This window comes from Actinocorallia sp. A-T 12471, from assembly GCF_033875155.1.
In the GTDB taxonomy this organism is placed as follows: Bacteria; Actinomycetota; Actinomycetes; order Streptosporangiales; family Streptosporangiaceae; genus Actinocorallia.
Genome location: NZ_JAWZTE010000001.1, coordinates 882,850 through 898,765 on the forward strand (window position 1 = coordinate 882,850; position 15,916 = coordinate 898,765).

Consider the following 15,916-nt stretch of genomic DNA (forward strand, 5'->3'; position numbering starts at 1 on the left):
GTGACATGGAAGCCCGACCCACGCCCGAGATCCTGCTCGAGCCGGGCGCGCTCGACGCCGCACTGCGCGCCGACGTCCGCGCCGGCCTCACCGCGACGCCCAAGACGCTGCCGCCCAAGTGGTTCTACGACGACAGGGGCAGCGCCCTGTTCGACGAGATCACCAGGCTCGAGGAGTACTACCCGACCCGCAGGGAACGCGCGATCCTTGTCGAGCGCGCGCCGGAGATAGCGACGCTCACCGGCGCGCGGACCCTTGTGGAGCTCGGCGCGGGCTCGGGGGAGAAGACCCGGATACTGCTCGACGCCCTCCCGCTCGACACCTATGTGCCGGTCGACGTCAGCGGGGAGTTCCTCGCCGACGCCGCCACCAAGATCGCCGCCGACTACCCGGGCCTCACGGTCCGGCCGGTCGTCGCCGATCTCGAGGAGCACCTGGCCGAGGTGTCGGGCGGGCCCGCCGAACTCGTCGTGTTCCTGGGCGGGACGATCGGCAACATGGTGCCCGAGGAGCGCGCCGCGTTCCTCGCGACGGTGCGGTCCCTGGTCGGCGACGACGGGGCCTTCCTGCTCGGGGCCGACCTCGTCAAGGACCCGGAAAGGCTGGTCCGCGCCTACGACGACGCCAGGGGCGTCACCGCCGAGTTCAACCGGAACGTGCTCTCGGTGATCAACGCGCGGCTCGGCGCGGACTTCAATCCGAAGGAGTTCGAGCACGTCGCGGTGTGGGACCCCGTCGAGGAGTGGATCGAGATGCGGTTGCGCGCGAGATCCGCCCAGACCGTCCGCATTCCGGCGCTCGACCTGACCGTCGAGTTCGCCGAGGGCGAGGAGACCCGCACGGAGATCTCCGCGAAGTTCCGGCCCGAGCGGATCAAGGAGGAGCTGACCGTCGCGGGGTTCGGCATCCGGGCGCTCTGGACCGACCCCGACGGTGACTTCAGCCTCACTCTGGCGGTGCCGACGTCCGTATGAACTGCCGCATCCCCTTGTACGTCGCGGGATCGAAGGTGTGACGGGAAACCGGCGAAACACGCTGCAAAGGAACTGTCACAGTGTCGATCTAGGGTGGGTGCATGCCGAATTCGCGGGGCCGCGTCACGATCCGTGAGCTGGCGCGGGCCACTGGCCTGTCGCCGGCCGCGGTGTCGTACGCGCTGCGCGGCATGCACACCTCCGCCGAGACCCAGCGCAGGGTGCGCCGCGCGGCCGCCGAACTCGGCTACCGGGCCGATCCCATCGCGCGCGCCCTGGCCAGCGGCCGTACCGGCACCGTCGGGGTGCTGTGCGGCTCGCTCGAGGACTACTGGCAGCAGGATCTTGCCGTCCGGGTGGGCCGGGAGCTGCTCGACGGCGGCAGGTACGCGATCATCCTCGACGCCGCGGGCGACCCCGCCCGCGAGGCCGAGCACGCGAGACGCCTGCGCGAACAGCAGGTCGACGGCATGATCGTGCAGGCGCTCGATCCGGCCGCGCCGCTGTGGGCGGAGCTCGCCCAGACCGTCCCGGTCGTGCCGATCGGCGATTCACTCGCCGGGAACGCGCACGGCGAGGTCGTCTTCGACAACCGGCGCGGCGTCACCCTCGCCCTGGAACACCTGCACGGCCTCGGCCACCGCAGGATCGGGGTGCTCACCTCGACCCTCGCCAGCACCCCCGACCGCCCGGCCGATCTGCACGTCAACGCCGAGGCGGCGCGGCTCGGGCTCACCGCCGAGGTGGCCGTCAGCGGCGCGGGCCGGGCCGAGGCCGCCGAGGCCGCGCGGGTGCTGCTCACCCGCGCCCCGCCCCCCACGGCGATCTTCTGCTTCTCGGATTCCATCGCCTACGGCGTCTACGACGCGGCACGCGCGCTCGGCCTGCGCGTCCCGGCCGACGTGTCGGTGTGCGGCTACGACGGGCACGCCCTGTCGGATCTGCTCACCCCGCCGCTCACCACGGTCGACTGGAGCCTCGCGGAGGTCGCGGCCGACGCGGTCGGCCTCGTCATCGCGGGCATCGACGGCGGGCCGCCCGGCCGCCGGGTCGTCCGCGAGCCCGCCCTCATCCCGCGCGCCTCCACGGCCCCGCCCACGCGCCCGGGAACGCACAATGATCGGATGGACCTGTGATCACCTTCTCCGGCGTCACCAAGAGGTACGCCGACGGCACGGTCGCCGTGGACGGCCTCGACCTGGCGCTCGCCACCGGCGAGATCACCGTGCTGGTCGGCCCCTCGGGCTGCGGCAAGACCACGACCCTGCGCATGATCAACCGCATGGTCGAGCCGACCGACGGCGTCATCGCCATCGACGGCGTCGACGTCACCACCAAGCCCGCCGCCGAGCTGCGGCGCGGCATCGGCTACGTGATCCAGCAGGGCGGCCTGTTCCCGCACCGCACGGTGGTCGACAACATCGCGACTGTCCCGCTGCTGCTCGGCTGGGACAAGAAGAAGGCACGTGAGCGCGCCCGCGAGCTGCTGCCCAGGGTCGGCCTGGACGAGGCGCTTGGAACGCGCTATCCGCACCAGCTGTCCGGCGGCCAGCAGCAGCGCGTCGGCGTAGCGCGGGCGCTCGCGGCCGACCCGCCGGTCCTGCTGATGGACGAGCCGTTCAGCGCGGTCGACCCCGTGGTCCGCGCCGGGCTCCAGGAAGAGTTCCTGCGGCTGCAGGCCGAGCTGCACAAGACGATCGTGTTCGTCACCCACGACATCGACGAGGCGGTCCGGCTCGGCCACCGCATCGCGGTCTTCGCCAAGGGCGGCAGGGTCGCCCAGTACGCCGCGCCGCGCGACCTGCTGAACGCGCCGGAGCCCGGGTTCGTCACCGAGTTCCTGGGCGGCGAGCGCGGCCTGCGCAAGCTGCGGTTCTTCGCCGAACTCGACGCCACCCCCGAGGCGGACCGCCCGCTGGACGTGGGGGAGGACGCCGATGAACAGTGACGAACCCCTCGTCAGATGGGACTGGATAGGCAGCCACCTCGAACTGTTCGGCGACCTCACCGTCGAGCACCTGAAGCTGTCGCTGCTCCCGGTGCTGCTCGGCCTGCTCATCGCGGTGCCGCTCGGTGTGCTGTGCGTCAGGTGGGGGTGGCTCTACCCGCCGGTCCTCACCCTTGCCAACATCCTGTACGCGGTCCCGTCGCTCGCGCTGTTCCTCGTGCTGCTCGACTTCACCGGCCTCACCATCTGGACGGTCGTCATCCCGCTCACCCTCTACACCCTGTCGGTGCTGGTCCCCAACGTCGTGGACGGCCTGCGGCAGGTGCCCGACAGCACCCGGCAGGCCGCGATCGCGATGGGCTACACCCCGCTGCGCAGGCTGCTCGCGGTCGAACTGCCGATCGCCGTCCCGGTGATCATGGCCGGGGTGCGGGTCGCGACCGTCTCCAACCTCTCCCTGGTGAGCGTCGGCGCGCTGATCGGCATCGGCGGCCTCGGCAGGCTGTTCAAGGACGGCTTCGACCTCCAGTTCACCACGCCGGTCTTCGCGGGGATCGTGCTGATCATCGCCCTCGCCGTCGTGTTCGACTTCGCGCTGGTGCTGCTCCAGCGCGTCCTCACCCCCTGGACGGCACGGTGAACGCGGGCTGGGAGTGGATCACCGATCCGGCCAACTGGCACGGCGCGGACGGCATCCCCGTGCGCCTCGCCGAACACGTCGGCTACACCCTGCTGGTGCTCCTCGCCGCGCTGCTCATCGGGCTGCCGGTCGGCCTGCTCATCGCGCACGCCGCGCCGCGCTGGGCGTTCGCGGTGATCAACACCGCCAACGGCGCACGCGCGCTGCCGACGCTCGGCCTGCTCGTGCTGATCTTCCTGCTCACCACCGGAAGCTCGATCGCCGGGCTGATCCCGCTCGTGGTGCTGGCGATCCCGCCCATCCTCATCAACGTCTACGAGGGCATCCGGCAGGTCGAGCCGCAGGTCCGCGACGCCGCGCGCGGCATGGGCATGACCGGCCGCCAGGTGCTGTTCGGCGTGGAACTGCCGATCGCGACACCCCTCATCCTGCTCGGCGTGCGCACCGCCGCCGTCCAGGTCGTGGCAACCGCGACGGTGGCCGCCTACATCAACCTCGGCGGCCTCGGCGGCTACATCATGGACGGCATCCTGCTGCGCGAATACGGCGAGGCCGTCGGCGGCTCGGTGCTCGTGGTGCTGCTGGCGGTCGCCGTCCAAGGACTTTTCACCCTCCTCACCCGCCTGGTCACCCCCAGGGGACTGCGAAAGGAACCCACCTCATGAGATCCCTGCGGATCATCGCCGGAACGGCACTGCTCGCGCTGGCCGCCGCCGGCTGCGGCGGCGGCTCGTCCGACAACCCCCTCGACTCGGGGGCCACGTCCGACGGGGGCAAGACCGTCACCGTCGGCTCGGCCGCGTTCCCCGAGAGCGTGCTGCTCGCCGAGATCTACGCGGGCGCGCTGGAGAAGGCGAACGTCAAGGTCGAGCGCAAGCTGAGCATCGGCGAGCGGGAGGTGTACTACAAGCTGCTGGAGAACGGCGGCATCGACCTGCTGCCGGAGTACAACGGCGCGCTGCTGGCCTACCTCGACCCTGAGGCGGCCCTCCCGGCCACCACCGAGGAGACGAACTCGGCGATCACCGCCAAGCTCCCGGCAGGGCTGAAGATCCTCGCGTCCGCCGCGGCCGAGGACAACGACTCGCTCACCGTCACCGCCGAGACCGCCGAGAAGAACAACCTGAAGACCGTCGCCGACCTCGCCCCGGTCGCCAAGGACTTCACCGTCGGCGGCCCCGCGCCGTTCCAGAAGCGCTTCGAGGCCAAGCTGAAGGAGGCGTACGGGCTCACCTTCAAGGGCTGGAAGCCGGACCGTTCCGGCGGCGGCAACATTCCGACCTGGCTGAAGAAGGGCGAGGTCCAGGTGGGCAACGTGTTCACCACGACCCCGGCGATCGTGCTCGACAAGCTCGTCGTGCTCGAGGACCCCAAGGGCGTGTTCGGCCGCCAGAACATCACCCCGCTGGTCCGCGCCGACGGGATCTCCGCCGAGGGCCAGCAGGCGCTCGACGCGGTCTCGGCGAAGCTCACCACCGAGGGGCTGCTGGAGATGATGAACAAGGTCGCCACCGACAAGACCGACCCCGCGGTCGTCGCCAAGGAGTGGCTGAGCGCCAACGGCTGACCCGCCTGAGGGGTTCTAAAAAAGTAGGACAGCGGGGCCGGCCGACCACCCCAGATCGGCGGGCCCCGCTGAGTTGGTGAGCCGTGTTCGCGGACCCGGGCAAAGTCCGCGAACACGGCTTCCTCCGCCGATGATCCCTTCGCGCGACCGGGCGGCCGCTCGCACAGACGGGATCGCTGCGCCACCCGGACCGGAGGGCGCTAGGGGATCTCCGGCGGTCCCGGACACCCCGGGCTGACGGGAACGGGGGCAGAACCCGTCGTGGGTGTCCGGAGTCTTCAGTTGTGGTCGTGGGCCCGGCGTGCGGGCCCTGGTCTTCAGGTCAGGTCATGGGGTCGTCGGGGTGTTGTCCTGGGTGGGCCACGGCAGGTCCAGGCCGTCGTCCCGGTCCGTCCGCGGCTTGTCGGTTCTGGGTTTCTCGGTTCGCGGTTTCTCGGTCCTGCCGGGCCGCGGCTTCCTCGGCTTGTCGTTCCGGTCGCCGCTGACCTGGGGCCAGCCTTGCGGCCATCCCTGGGGCCAGCCCTCCGGCCACGCGGTGGGCCAGTCCTTCGGCCAGTCCTTCAGCTCCGGCCAGTCCTCGGGCCACTGGGTGGGGTCGGGGGCTTGGCCGGACAGCAGCGCCCGGCACAGCGCGAGCGCCTTGTGCCTGCCGCCCGCCGCCTTGACGAACGGTTCGAGCTGCTTGCGCTGCTTGCCGTCGATCAGGGTCTTGCACAGCTCCACGAGCGACGAGCCCGTGGTGGGCTGCGGCACCGAGGGGACCGGCGCCTGCTTGCGGGTGAGCGGCGGCGCGCTCATCGACGGCGTCGCCTTCTTGGGGACCGGGACCGGATTGCGCCCCGGCACACCGCCGCTGGCGATCGCCACCCCGCCGACGGCGCTCGCCACGAGGACCGCCCCGGAGACCCTGATGGTCCACGTCCGGGCCGACCTGCGGCTGAGTACTGCTGGCAGCGGTGATGACTTCACCCCTCGGTGCGCGCCCCGCCGCGGTGCGGCTGAGCTGAGGTCGAGCTTCGGTCCGTCGGAGAACGCCTCCTGGAAGGCCGACATGGCCTTGGCCTCACCGGTGAGCTCCTCGGTGCGGCCCGGTGCGGCCGCGGCGGCGAGCAGATCGGCGAGAGGGCCCTGATGGCCTGCCGAATTCCCGCCGAGCATCTGCTCGGCGGCCCTCCGGCTGATCCGTTTGGCGTTCATCTCACTTCTCTCAGCGTCGGGGTGGGCTGAAATGTCACTGGAGTTCTCCGGCGAGTTTTCGCAGACCTCGGTACGCCGCCGTGCGCACCGCCCCCGCGCGCTTCCCGAGCACCTGACCTGCGGTCTTGGCGTCGAGTCCGATCACCACCCGCAAAAGCACGGCCTCGGCCTGGTCGCGCGGCAGTCGCATGATGAGCGACAGGGCGCGCTCGGTGCCCAGGCCGTCGAGCGCGCTGAGCGCGGTGTCGTGCTCGCCCGCCATCCCCGTGAGCTCCTCGAGCTGGGTGTCCGCGCGCGGCCGCCGCTGCCGCATCCTGACGTGGTCGAGCGCGCGGTTGCGGGCGATGGTCGTCGCCCAGCCCCGGAAGCCGTCATAGGAGCCGCGGAAGGACGGGAGGTCCTTCACGATGTGCAGCCATGCCTCCGACGCGATGTCCTCGGCGTCCTCGGCGACCAGCGCGCGCAGGTAGCGCAGCAGCCGGGGTTGGAGGTCCTGGTACACGCACCGGAAAGCCGCCTCGTCTCCCTGCTGCGCCGCCGCGACCGCCGCCGACAGCTCGGCGTCGTCGGCGGGGGCCCGCTGAGCCACCTTCCGATCCACCCGCCTAACTATGGTCGCTCAGCGGGTCATAAGTGAACAGGACAGGACTTTTCTCGCTTCTTTTCGTCGCCGTCGGGCATCCCGGGGACCGGTCAGTGTGTCGGGTCGGCCCATCCGGGCAGGACTAGGGGCATGGGGGCAGTGCGGGCCGGGGACCCGCTGATCGAGATCGGGACCTGCCCGCTCACCCTTGCGCAGGTCGTCGCGGTGGCCCGGCGCGGCGCGGTCGTCGGACTGACCGGCGACGCGCTCGCCGCGATGGCTCAGGCACGCGCCAGGGTAGAGGAACAGGCCGCCCGGTCAACCCCTGTTTATGGGATCTCGACCGGTTTCGGCGCGCTGGCGACCCGGCACATCGACCCGGCACAGCGCGTCCGCCTCCAGATCTCCCTCGTCCGCTCGCACGCCGCGACCAGCGGCGCCGAGGTCGAGCGCGAGGTGGTCCGCGCGATGATGCTGCTGCGGCTGGCGACCCTCGCCACCGGGCACACAGGAATCCGTCCGCGCACCGCGCTCACGCTCGCCTCCATGCTCAACGCCGGAATCACCCCCGTTCTCGGCGAGTACGGCTCGCTCGGCTGCTCCGGCGACCTCGCCCCGCTCGCGCACTGCGCGCTCGCGCTCACCGGCGAGGGCGACGTACGGGACTGCTCGGGGGCCGTGCTGCCCGCCGCCGCGGCGCTCGCGGCGGCCGGGCTGCGTCCGGTGGAGCTCGCCGCCAAGGAGGGGCTAGCGCTCGTCAACGGCACCGACGGGATGCTCGGCATGCTGGCCCTGGCCGTCGAGGATCTGCGGCTGCTGCTGCGCACCGCCGACGTCGCCGCCGCGATGAGCGTCGAGGCGCTGCTCGGCACCGACCGTGCCTTCGCCGCCGACCTCATCGCGCTGCGGCCGCATCCCGGCCAGGCAGTCTCGGCGGCCAACCTGCGGGCGCTGCTGGAAGGCTCGCTGATCATGGAGTCGCACCGGGGGCCCGACTGCAACCGCGTCCAGGACGCCTACTCGCTGCGCTGCGCCCCGCAGGTCGCAGGGGCGGCCCGCGACACCCTCGCGCACGCCGTCGCGGTCGCCGAACGGGAACTGGCCGCGGCCATCGACAACCCGGTGGTCCTGCCGGACGGCAGGGTCGAGTCGAACGGCAACTTCCACGGCGCGCCCGTCGCGTACGCGCTCGACTTCCTCGCCATCCCCGTCGCCGACCTCGCGTCGATGTCCGAGCGGCGCACCGACCGGATGCTCGACCGCGCCCGCTCGGCCGGGCTGCCGCCGTTCCTCGCCGAGGACCCCGGGGTGGACTCCGGGCTGATGATCGCCCAGTACACCCAGGCGTCGATCGTCGCCGAGCTGAAACGGCTCGCCGTCCCGGCGTCGGTCGACTCGCTGCCGTCGTCGGGGATGCAGGAGGACCATGTCTCGCTCGGCTGGAACGCCGCGCGCAAGCTGCGCCGCGCGCTCGACGGCCTCACGCGGGTCCTGGCGATCGAGATCCTGACCGCCGCCCGCGCGCTCGACCTGCGCGCCCCGCTGCGCCCCGCCCCCGCGACGGCCGCCGTCGTCGCGGCGCTGCGGCACAGGGTCCCGCCGCCGGGGTCCGACCGCTTTCTCGCCCCGGAGATCGAGGCCGCGGTGCGGCTTGTCAGAAAGGGCGTTCCGCTCGACGCCGCCGAGGCCGTCACCGGGCCCCTTCCGTAGGAGGACGCGATGAGCCACTTCCCCGTGCGCGCCGCGCGCGGCACGGTACTGACCGCCAAGGGCTGGCCCCAGGAGGCGGCCCTAAGGATGCTCGACAACAACCTCGACCCCGAGGTCGCCGAGCACCCCGACGAGCTGATCGTCTACGGCGGCACGGGCAAGGCCGCGCGGAACCGCGCGTGCTACGAGGCGATCGTCAGGTCGCTCACCGACCTCGAGGACGACGAGACGCTGCTCGTGCAGTCCGGCAAGCCCGTCGGGGTGTTCCGGACGCACGAGTGGGCACCGCGCGTCCTCATCGCCAACTCCAACCTCGTGCCGGACTGGGCGAACTGGGACGAGTTCCGCAGACTCGAGGCCCTCGGCCTGACCATGTACGGCCAGATGACGGCAGGGTCGTGGATCTACATCGGCACCCAGGGCATCCTCCAGGGCACCTACGAGACCTTCGCCGCCGTCGCCCGCAAGAGGTTCGACGGGACCCTCGCCGGGACGATCACGCTCACGTCGGGCCTCGGCGGCATGGGCGGGGCGCAGCCCCTCGCCGTCACGATGAACGGCGGCGTGGCGATCTGCGTCGAGTGCGACCCGTCGCGGATCGACCGGCGGGTCGAGGGCGGGTACTGCGACGTCCAGGTCCTCACCGTCGGGGAGGCGATGGAGCTCGCCGTCGAGGCGCGTGACGCGCGGCGGGCGCTGTCGATCGGGGTGCTCGGCAACGCGTGCGAGGTGCTGCCCGAACTGCTCGCGGCGGGCGCGCCCGTCGACGTCGTCACCGACCAGACCTCCGCGCACGACCCGCTGCGGTACCTGCCCGAGGGCGTCCCGTTCGAGGAGATGGCCGAGCTGCGCGAGACCGACCCCGACGGGTTCGTCCGCCGGGCCCGCGCGTCGATGGCCAGGCACGTCGAGGCGATGGTCGGGTTCCAGGACGCCGGGGCCGAGGTGTTCGACTACGGCAACTCGCTGCGCGCCGAAGCCAGGCTCGGCGGCTACGAGCGCGCCTTCGACTATCCGGGGTTCGTCCCGGCCTACATCAGGCCGCTGTTCTGCGAGGGAAGGGGCCCGTTCCGGTGGGCCGCTTTGTCCGGCTCGGCGTCCGACATCGCCGCCACCGACCGCGCGGTCCTCGACCTCTTCCCGCACGACGAGGCGCTGAACCGGTGGATCAGGCTCGCGGGCAAGCGCGTCAGGTTCCAGGGGCTGCCCGCGCGGATCTGCTGGCTCGGCTACGGCGAGCGCGCCGAAGCCGGCCTCCGGTTCAACGAGATGGTCGCGCGCGGCGACATCACCGCGCCCCTGGTCATCGGCCGCGACCACCTCGACTGCGGCTCGGTCGCCTCGCCCTACCGCGAGACCGAGGCGATGGCCGACGGCTCCGACGCGATCGCCGACTGGCCGCTGCTCAACGCCCTGCTCAACACCGCGTCCGGGGCGTCGTGGGTGTCGATCCATGAGGGCGGCGGCGTCGGGATAGGCAAGTCGGTGCATGCCGGGCAGGTGTGCGTCGCCGACGGCGGTGCGCTGTCGGCCCGCAAGCTGGAACGTGTGCTCACCAACGATCCCGGCCTGGGCGTCGCGCGGCACGCCGACGCCGGATACCCGCGGGCCCGTGAGGTCGCCGCTGAGCGCGGCGTGCGTCTGGCGATGGAGGGTTGATGGCGACCTTCGCCGAACTGTGGGAGTCGCTGCTGCCGATCGGCCGTGACGCCGACACCGGCGGCTACTTCCGGCACGCCTGGACCGAACCCGAGCTGCGCTGCCGCGCCTGGTTCGCGCACCAGGCCGAGCGGCGCGGCATGGCCGTCGAACGCGATGGGAACGGCAACCTCTTCGCCTGGTGGCCGGCGGGCAAGGGCCAGGCCGTGCTGACCGGCAGCCACTTCGACTCGGTGCCGGGCGGCGGCGCCTTCGACGGGCCCCTCGGCATCGTCTCGGCGTTCGCGGCGGTCGACCTGCTGCGCGCGGAGGGCTTCGAGCCCGTCCACCCGATCGGGGTCGCGGCGTTCGCCGAGGAGGAGGGCGCGCGGTTCGGCGTCTCGTGCCTTGGCTCGCGGTTGCTGGCGGGGGAGATCGACCCGGACAAGGCGCGGAGCCTCACCGACCCTTCCGGGACGACCTTCGCCGAGGCGGTCTCCAGCGACCTCGGGCAGGAAGCCCTTGAGGCGTTCCAGATCGGGCGTGACGACGACCTGCTCGGCAGGATCGGGTGCTTTGTGGAACTGCACGTCGAGCAGGGCCGCGCCCTCGACGTGCCCGTCGGGGTCGCGGGGGCGATCTGGCCGCACGGGCGGTGGAAGCTCGAGTTCGCCGGGCGCGGCGACCACGCGGGCTCCACCCGCCTTGAGGACAGGCACGACCCGATGCAGCCGTTCGCGCACGCCGTCATCGCCGCGCGCGAGGCCGCCGAGCGGCACGGCTCGCGCGCGACCGTCGGACGGGTCCTGGCGCTGCCCGGCGGCACCAACGTGATCGCCTCGCACGTGACAGCCTGGCTCGACGCGCGCGGCCCCGGCGACGAGGTCGTGCGCGCGACGGTCGCGGAGATCAGGGAGCGGGTGTCGCTCGCGGCGGCCTTCCACGGCGTCGAGTTCGGCCTGACGCCCGAGTCCTACACCCCGCTCGTCGACTTCGACCCCGACCTCCGCAAGCGCATCCTGAGCGCGCTAGGAGAGGTCCCGGTACTGCCGACGGCAGCCGGGCACGACGCGGGCATCCTCGCCGCCCGGCTGCCGACCGCGATGCTGTTCGTGCGCAACCCGACGGGCGTCTCGCACGCGCCGGAGGAGCACGCCACCGAAGCCGACTGCCTGGCCGGGGTCGCCGCCCTCGCCGCCGTCCTGCGCGACCTGGCGGGCGGCTGATGCGCTGGCACGCCGAACTCGCCTGGACCGGCGACGGGCTCGCCGAGGACGTCCTGATCGAGGCGTCCGGCGGCAGGTTCACCGCGATCCGGCCGGGCACGCCGCGCCCGTCGGACGCGTTCCGGCTGCCCGGCCTCACCCTGCCCGGCTTCGCCAACACCCACTCGCACGCGTTCCACCGGGCGCTGCGCGGCCGCGTCCAGCACAGGCAGGGGACGTTCTGGACCTGGCGCGAGCGGATGTACGCGCTCGCCGCGCGGCTCACGCCCGACGGGTACTTCCGGCTCGCCAGGGGCGTCTACGGGGAGATGGCGCGGGCCGGGATCACCTGTGTGGGGGAGTTCCACTACCTTCACCACAAGCCGGACGGAACGCCCTACGACGAGCCCAACGCGATGGGCGAGGCGCTGCTCGCGGCGGCCGCCGAAGCGGGCATAAGGATCACGCTTCTCGACGCGCTGTACCTGCGCGGCGGCTACGGCAAGGAGTTGGAGGGCGTCCAGCTCAGGTTCGGCGACGGCGACGCGCGCGCGTGGGCGCGCCGGGTGTCGGCGCTGCGCTCGCGGGCGCTGACCAGGCCGCACGCGCGGGTCGGCGCGGCCGTCCACTCGGTGCGCGCGGTGCCGCGCGAGCAGATCCCGACCGTCGCGGCATGGGCGCGCGAGCACGCCGCGCCCCTGCACGTCCACCTGTCGGAGCAGCGCGCGGAGAACGAGGAGTGCCTCGCCGAGCACGGGATCTCGCCCGCGCGGCTGCTCGCCGAGGCGGGCGCGCTCGGGCCCCGGACCGTCGTCGTGCACGCCACGCACGTCACCGCCGCCGACCTCGACCTGCTCGCGGGCACGTCGACCGGCGTGTGCCTGTGCCCGACGACCGAACGCGACCTCGCCGACGGCATCGGCCCGGCCGCCGCGTTCCGCGACGCGGGCTGCGACCTCACCCTGGGCACCGACCAGCACGTCAGCACCGACATGTGCGCCGAGGCCCGCGCCGTCGAATGGGGTGAACGCCTTAAATCCGGCAAGCGCGGCACCTTCACCGCCTTCGAACTGCTCACCGCCGCGACCTCGACCGGCCACGAGGCCCTCGGCTGGCCCGACGCGGGCCGCCTCGAGCCCGGCGCCCGCGCCGACCTCGTCACCATCGCCCTAGACTCCCTCCCCCTAACGGGCACCGACCCCGCCCTGGCCGCCGAATCCGCAGTCTTCACCGCCACCCCCTCCACCATCCACCACGTCGTCGCCTCCGGCCGCACCATCGTCCGCAACTCCCACCACCTCCTCCTCCCCCACCTAGAACCCAACCTCAACACCACAATCCAGGACCTCTGGTCGACCCTCACCCCGCTCAGCCCGTGACCGGGCTCTGGCGAGCCCGGGGGCCTGGCCCTACGGCCCGCTCGCCTGGCGGCTCGCGTACCTACGGGCCAGGCCCGAGGAGCCCGGGCCGGTGCAGCCGGGTGCGTGGGCCTACGACCCGGCCCCGGGGACCCGGGCTGGTGCGGCCGGGTTCGCGTGCCTCCGGGCCGGGCTCCGGGGAGCCCGGGCTGGTGCGGGCGGGTGCGTGGGCCTACGGCTCGGCCCCGGGGACCCGGGCCGGTGCGGCCGGGTTCGCGTGCCTCCGGGCCGGGCTCCGGGGAGCCCGGGCTGGTGCGGGCGGGTGCGTGGGCCTACGGCCCGGCCCCCGGGGACCCGGGCCGGTGCGGCCGGGTTCGCGGGCCGGAGGGCAGGACCTCTGGGGATAACCCAAAGCGGCCGGGTTCGTGGGGAGGTCGGCCGCTTTGGGGTCGTCAGAAGGTGAAGGGTTGGCGGATTACTCCGTTGTCGAAGTTGGACAGGAGGAGGGTGGGGTCGCCCTTGGTGCGGATGTCGGGGAGGCGGGTGAAGAGCTCGCGGAACATGATCTTGAGTTCCATGCGGGCCAGGTTCGCGCCAAGGCAGAGGTGGGCGCCGGGGCCGCCGAAGGCGACGTGCGGGTTGGGGGAGCGGGCGACGTCGAACGCGTCGGGGTCGGGGAAGACCTCGGGGTCGCGGTTGGCCGCCTGGTAGAACAGCACGACCTTGTCGCCCGCCTGGAAGGCGTGCCCGCCGAGCGTGTACGGCTCCTTCAGGGTGCGGCGGAACTGGATGATCGGCGAGACATACCGGACGATCTCCTCGATCGCCGGGCCGATCCGCGCCTCGTAGTCCTCCAGCAGGTAAGCGCGCTGGTCGGGGTTCTCGGTGAACAGCCGCAGCCCGTGCGACAGCGCGTTGCGGGTCGTCTCGTTGCCCGCGACGAGCAGCAGGTCGAAGAACGACCCGAGCTCCCTGACGGTCAGCGCCTCACCGTCGACGTTCGCGTTCACCAGCGCCGACACCAGGTCCCCGCGCGGGTTCCCGCGCCGCTCGCGCCCCATCTTCGCGACGAGCCTGTGCAGGTCCACGATCGCCTTGAGGTTGCCCGCGAGCAGCCGCAGCGTGCGCGGGTGGAACAGCGAGCCGCGCACCCCGGAGTACTCGGTCATCACGTCGATGCGCTTGAGCACATACGGCCGCCGCTCGGGCGCGATGCCCATCATCGCGCAGATGACCTCGATGGGCAGCCGCGCCGCGACCTGCTCGACGAAGTCGTCGGCCCCCTCCCGGATCACATCGTCCACGATCTTGGTCGCGGTCGCCTGGATCTCGTCGGCCAGCCCCGCGAGCATCTTCGGACTGAACGCGCGCGACACGATCCGCCGCAGCCGCCCGTGCCTCGGGTCGTCCATGTTCACCATCGGCCTGCCGAACAGCGCGGCGATCCACGGCGGCGGCTCCGGCGACGTCGCCGCGGGCTCACTGGAGAACACCTTCGTGTTCCGGCTCGCCTCCACCACGTCGGCGTGCCTCACCAGGGCATAGAACCCCTTACCCGACCGAACCAACGGAATCCGCGGCTCGGCATAGTAAACCGGCGCGTTCAACCCCCGCAGCCTGGCGAACTCCGCATACCGCTCCCGGTGCGGCCGCCCCCAGAACTCCGTCCCCACAAGGTCCGGTCCGACGAGGTCCGGTTCTGCCGTCATCGCTTCGTCCACCTGATTTCGTAGGGCTTGAGGTCGAGGTCTTCGCCGTCAACTGAGGCGGTGAGGGAGGCTTCCGAGGTGTTGACGACGAGGAGGTCGGTGCCTGAGGCGAGGGTGCTGACCTTCGGCTCGGACACGTCGACGCGGCGGAGTTCGGTGCCGGGGGGGAACAGGCGGACGAAGTTCTGGAGCATCTCCAGCGGGGGGAGCGCGCGGCCGTCGTTGCCCCACAGGCAGCTCGTGCAGTTGGGGATGCCCTGCGGGCTCCAGTACAGCGCGCCCGCCGCGCCCGACTTGGCGAAGTGGATCATCGCGTCGGCCTGGACGGCCTGGAGCTTCGGCGCGGTCCAGCCGGAGTTCTGCGGCTCGGTGTACCACTCGGCCCACACCGCGGGCAGGTCGGTCTTGCCGCGCAGCCACTCGGTGACCGCGCTGAACTTGGCGTTGTCGCGGAACGGGTCCTCGTGCGCGGTGCGGTCCTCGGGCAGCGACGAGCCGTCCACGACGACGAAGTCCGCGCCCTGCTTGTGCTCGATCCAGTATTCGATCGCGGTGAGCGCGCGCTGGTCGGCCGCGCCCCACGGGCCGGTGAGGTCCTTCGACGCCGCCGAGTGCGCGCCGGAGTAGGAGTTCACCGGGATGTACGGGCCGCCGACCTGGAGGCTCGAGTCGACCTTCTTCAGCGCCGCGTACACCTTGTTGTACAGCTGGGTGTAGCCCTCGAAGTCCCAGCGGTTGGCGTCCTGGTTGAAGAAGCCCTTGAACTCGTTCCAGACGAAGTAGTACTTGACGTCCGGGTAGCGCCTGGCGACGTCGGCGGCCTGCGCGGCGAACGCGTCGAAGAACTTCGGCAGCGGCGAGTCCTCGAGGTGGTTCCAGTCGGTGGAACCCTCGGGGCCGCCCTTCATCCAGTCGGGCGCGCAGCACAGCGTGATCATCGGGACGCCGCCGGTCTCCCGGATGTCCTTCATGCGCCGGTCGAGGGAGCTCCAGTTGTACTGGCCGGGGGTGATCTGCGGGTTGTCCGCGCCGAACCCCATGATGTGCTGCACCTGGAGCATCGGCACGCCGGCGACCGCCGCCTTGGCCGCCGGGGTCGCCTCAAGGCTCGTCTGGGTGTGGGTGAAGCCCCAGTTGGTCCAGTCGCCGGGCAGCCCGGCGTTGATCTGGCCGACCTGGGCGACGTCGACGCCGCCCTGGCCGGGCCGCTCCTCGTCATCGCCGAGGACGAACAGGACGAGCGCGGCGAGTGCCGCGCCGCACACCAGGGCGGCGAGGGCGATCATCCACAGGGGTCGCCGGCGGCCGTGCCGGCCGCGCCGTGGCGCTGTGGCGGTGCGGATCTGCGGCGGCGAAGGGTGGCCGTGCACGGTGCCTCCAGAGTCGG

The 15,916-nt window shown here is 72.2% G+C and carries 13 protein-coding genes and 1 pseudogene; 10 read left to right on the forward strand and 4 right to left on the reverse strand.

The annotated features are described in order from the left end of the window. The first annotated feature begins 5 nt into the window (after window positions 1-5). The 6 genes and pseudogenes from egtD (at window position 6) to R9X44_RS04220 (ending at window position 5,129) form a co-directional block, all read left to right on the forward strand. Window positions 6-974 (forward strand): L-histidine N(alpha)-methyltransferase, encoded by a 969-nt coding sequence (egtD, locus tag R9X44_RS04195; protein WP_319812598.1) that lies wholly within the window; start codon window positions 6-8, stop codon window positions 972-974. 101 nt (window positions 975-1,075) lie between these two features. Then, a complete protein-coding gene (locus R9X44_RS04200) occupies window positions 1,076-2,110 on the forward strand; it encodes a LacI family DNA-binding transcriptional regulator (protein ID WP_319812599.1) in 1,035 nt (344 codons plus the stop codon). Beyond that, window positions 2,107-2,895, forward strand: a pseudogene (locus R9X44_RS04205) (ABC transporter ATP-binding protein); the annotation flags it as partial. The gene R9X44_RS04200 and the pseudogene R9X44_RS04205, both read left to right, overlap by 4 nt. A gap of 16 nt (window positions 2,896-2,911) precedes the next feature. After that, complete coding sequence (locus R9X44_RS04210) at window positions 2,912-3,562, forward strand: ABC transporter permease (protein ID WP_319812600.1); 651 nt, start codon at window positions 2,912-2,914, stop codon at window positions 3,560-3,562. Continuing rightward, on the forward strand, window positions 3,559-4,227 hold the full coding sequence (locus R9X44_RS04215) for an ABC transporter permease (protein ID WP_319812601.1): 669 nt from the start codon (window positions 3,559-3,561) through the stop codon (window positions 4,225-4,227). The genes R9X44_RS04210 and R9X44_RS04215 overlap by 4 nt, the downstream gene beginning before the upstream one ends. Then, window positions 4,224-5,129: an ABC transporter substrate-binding protein gene (locus R9X44_RS04220; RefSeq protein WP_319812602.1), complete on the forward strand. Its 906-nt coding sequence runs from the start codon at window positions 4,224-4,226 to the stop codon at window positions 5,127-5,129. The genes R9X44_RS04215 and R9X44_RS04220 overlap by 4 nt, the downstream gene beginning before the upstream one ends. Window positions 5,130-5,456: 327 nt before the next feature. Here the strand turns inward: R9X44_RS04220 and R9X44_RS04225 are convergent, their stop codons facing one another. Next, window positions 5,457-6,326, reverse strand: a complete 870-nt coding sequence (locus tag R9X44_RS04225) for a hypothetical protein (protein ID WP_319812603.1) — start codon at window positions 6,324-6,326, stop codon at window positions 5,457-5,459. Between the two features lie 34 nt (window positions 6,327-6,360). Further along, window positions 6,361-6,927 (reverse strand): RNA polymerase sigma factor, encoded by a 567-nt coding sequence (locus R9X44_RS04230; RefSeq protein WP_319812604.1) that lies wholly within the window; start codon window positions 6,925-6,927, stop codon window positions 6,361-6,363. Between the two features lie 132 nt (window positions 6,928-7,059). On the opposite strand from R9X44_RS04230, the gene hutH reads away from it, so the two are divergent. From hutH to R9X44_RS04250, 4 genes are read left to right on the forward strand one after another with little or no spacing between them, the layout of a single operon-like run. Then, window positions 7,060-8,619 (forward strand): histidine ammonia-lyase, encoded by a 1,560-nt coding sequence (gene hutH, locus R9X44_RS04235; RefSeq protein ID WP_319812605.1) that lies wholly within the window; start codon window positions 7,060-7,062, stop codon window positions 8,617-8,619. 9 nt (window positions 8,620-8,628) lie between these two features. Then, on the forward strand, window positions 8,629-10,278 hold the full coding sequence (gene hutU, locus R9X44_RS04240) for a urocanate hydratase (protein ID WP_319812606.1): 1,650 nt from the start codon (window positions 8,629-8,631) through the stop codon (window positions 10,276-10,278). Continuing rightward, entirely contained in the window at window positions 10,278-11,483 is a 1,206-nt protein-coding gene (locus tag R9X44_RS04245) for an allantoate amidohydrolase (RefSeq protein ID WP_319812607.1), read from the forward strand. Before hutU ends, R9X44_RS04245 begins: the two co-directional genes overlap by 1 nt. Beyond that, complete coding sequence (locus R9X44_RS04250; protein WP_319812608.1) at window positions 11,483-12,841, forward strand: formimidoylglutamate deiminase; 1,359 nt, start codon at window positions 11,483-11,485, stop codon at window positions 12,839-12,841. Before R9X44_RS04245 ends, R9X44_RS04250 begins: the two co-directional genes overlap by 1 nt. A 431-nt stretch (window positions 12,842-13,272) precedes the next feature. On the opposite strand, the gene R9X44_RS04255 is transcribed toward R9X44_RS04250, so the two are convergent. Together R9X44_RS04255 and R9X44_RS04260 are read right to left on the reverse strand one after the other, a co-directional pair. Beyond that, window positions 13,273-14,529 (reverse strand): cytochrome P450, encoded by a 1,257-nt coding sequence (locus R9X44_RS04255; RefSeq protein WP_319812609.1) that lies wholly within the window; start codon window positions 14,527-14,529, stop codon window positions 13,273-13,275. Further along, window positions 14,526-15,899 (reverse strand): xylan 1,4-beta-xylosidase, encoded by a 1,374-nt coding sequence (locus R9X44_RS04260; RefSeq protein WP_319812610.1) that lies wholly within the window; start codon window positions 15,897-15,899, stop codon window positions 14,526-14,528. The genes R9X44_RS04255 and R9X44_RS04260 overlap by 4 nt, the downstream gene beginning before the upstream one ends. Window positions 15,900-15,916: the final 17 nt, after the last annotated feature.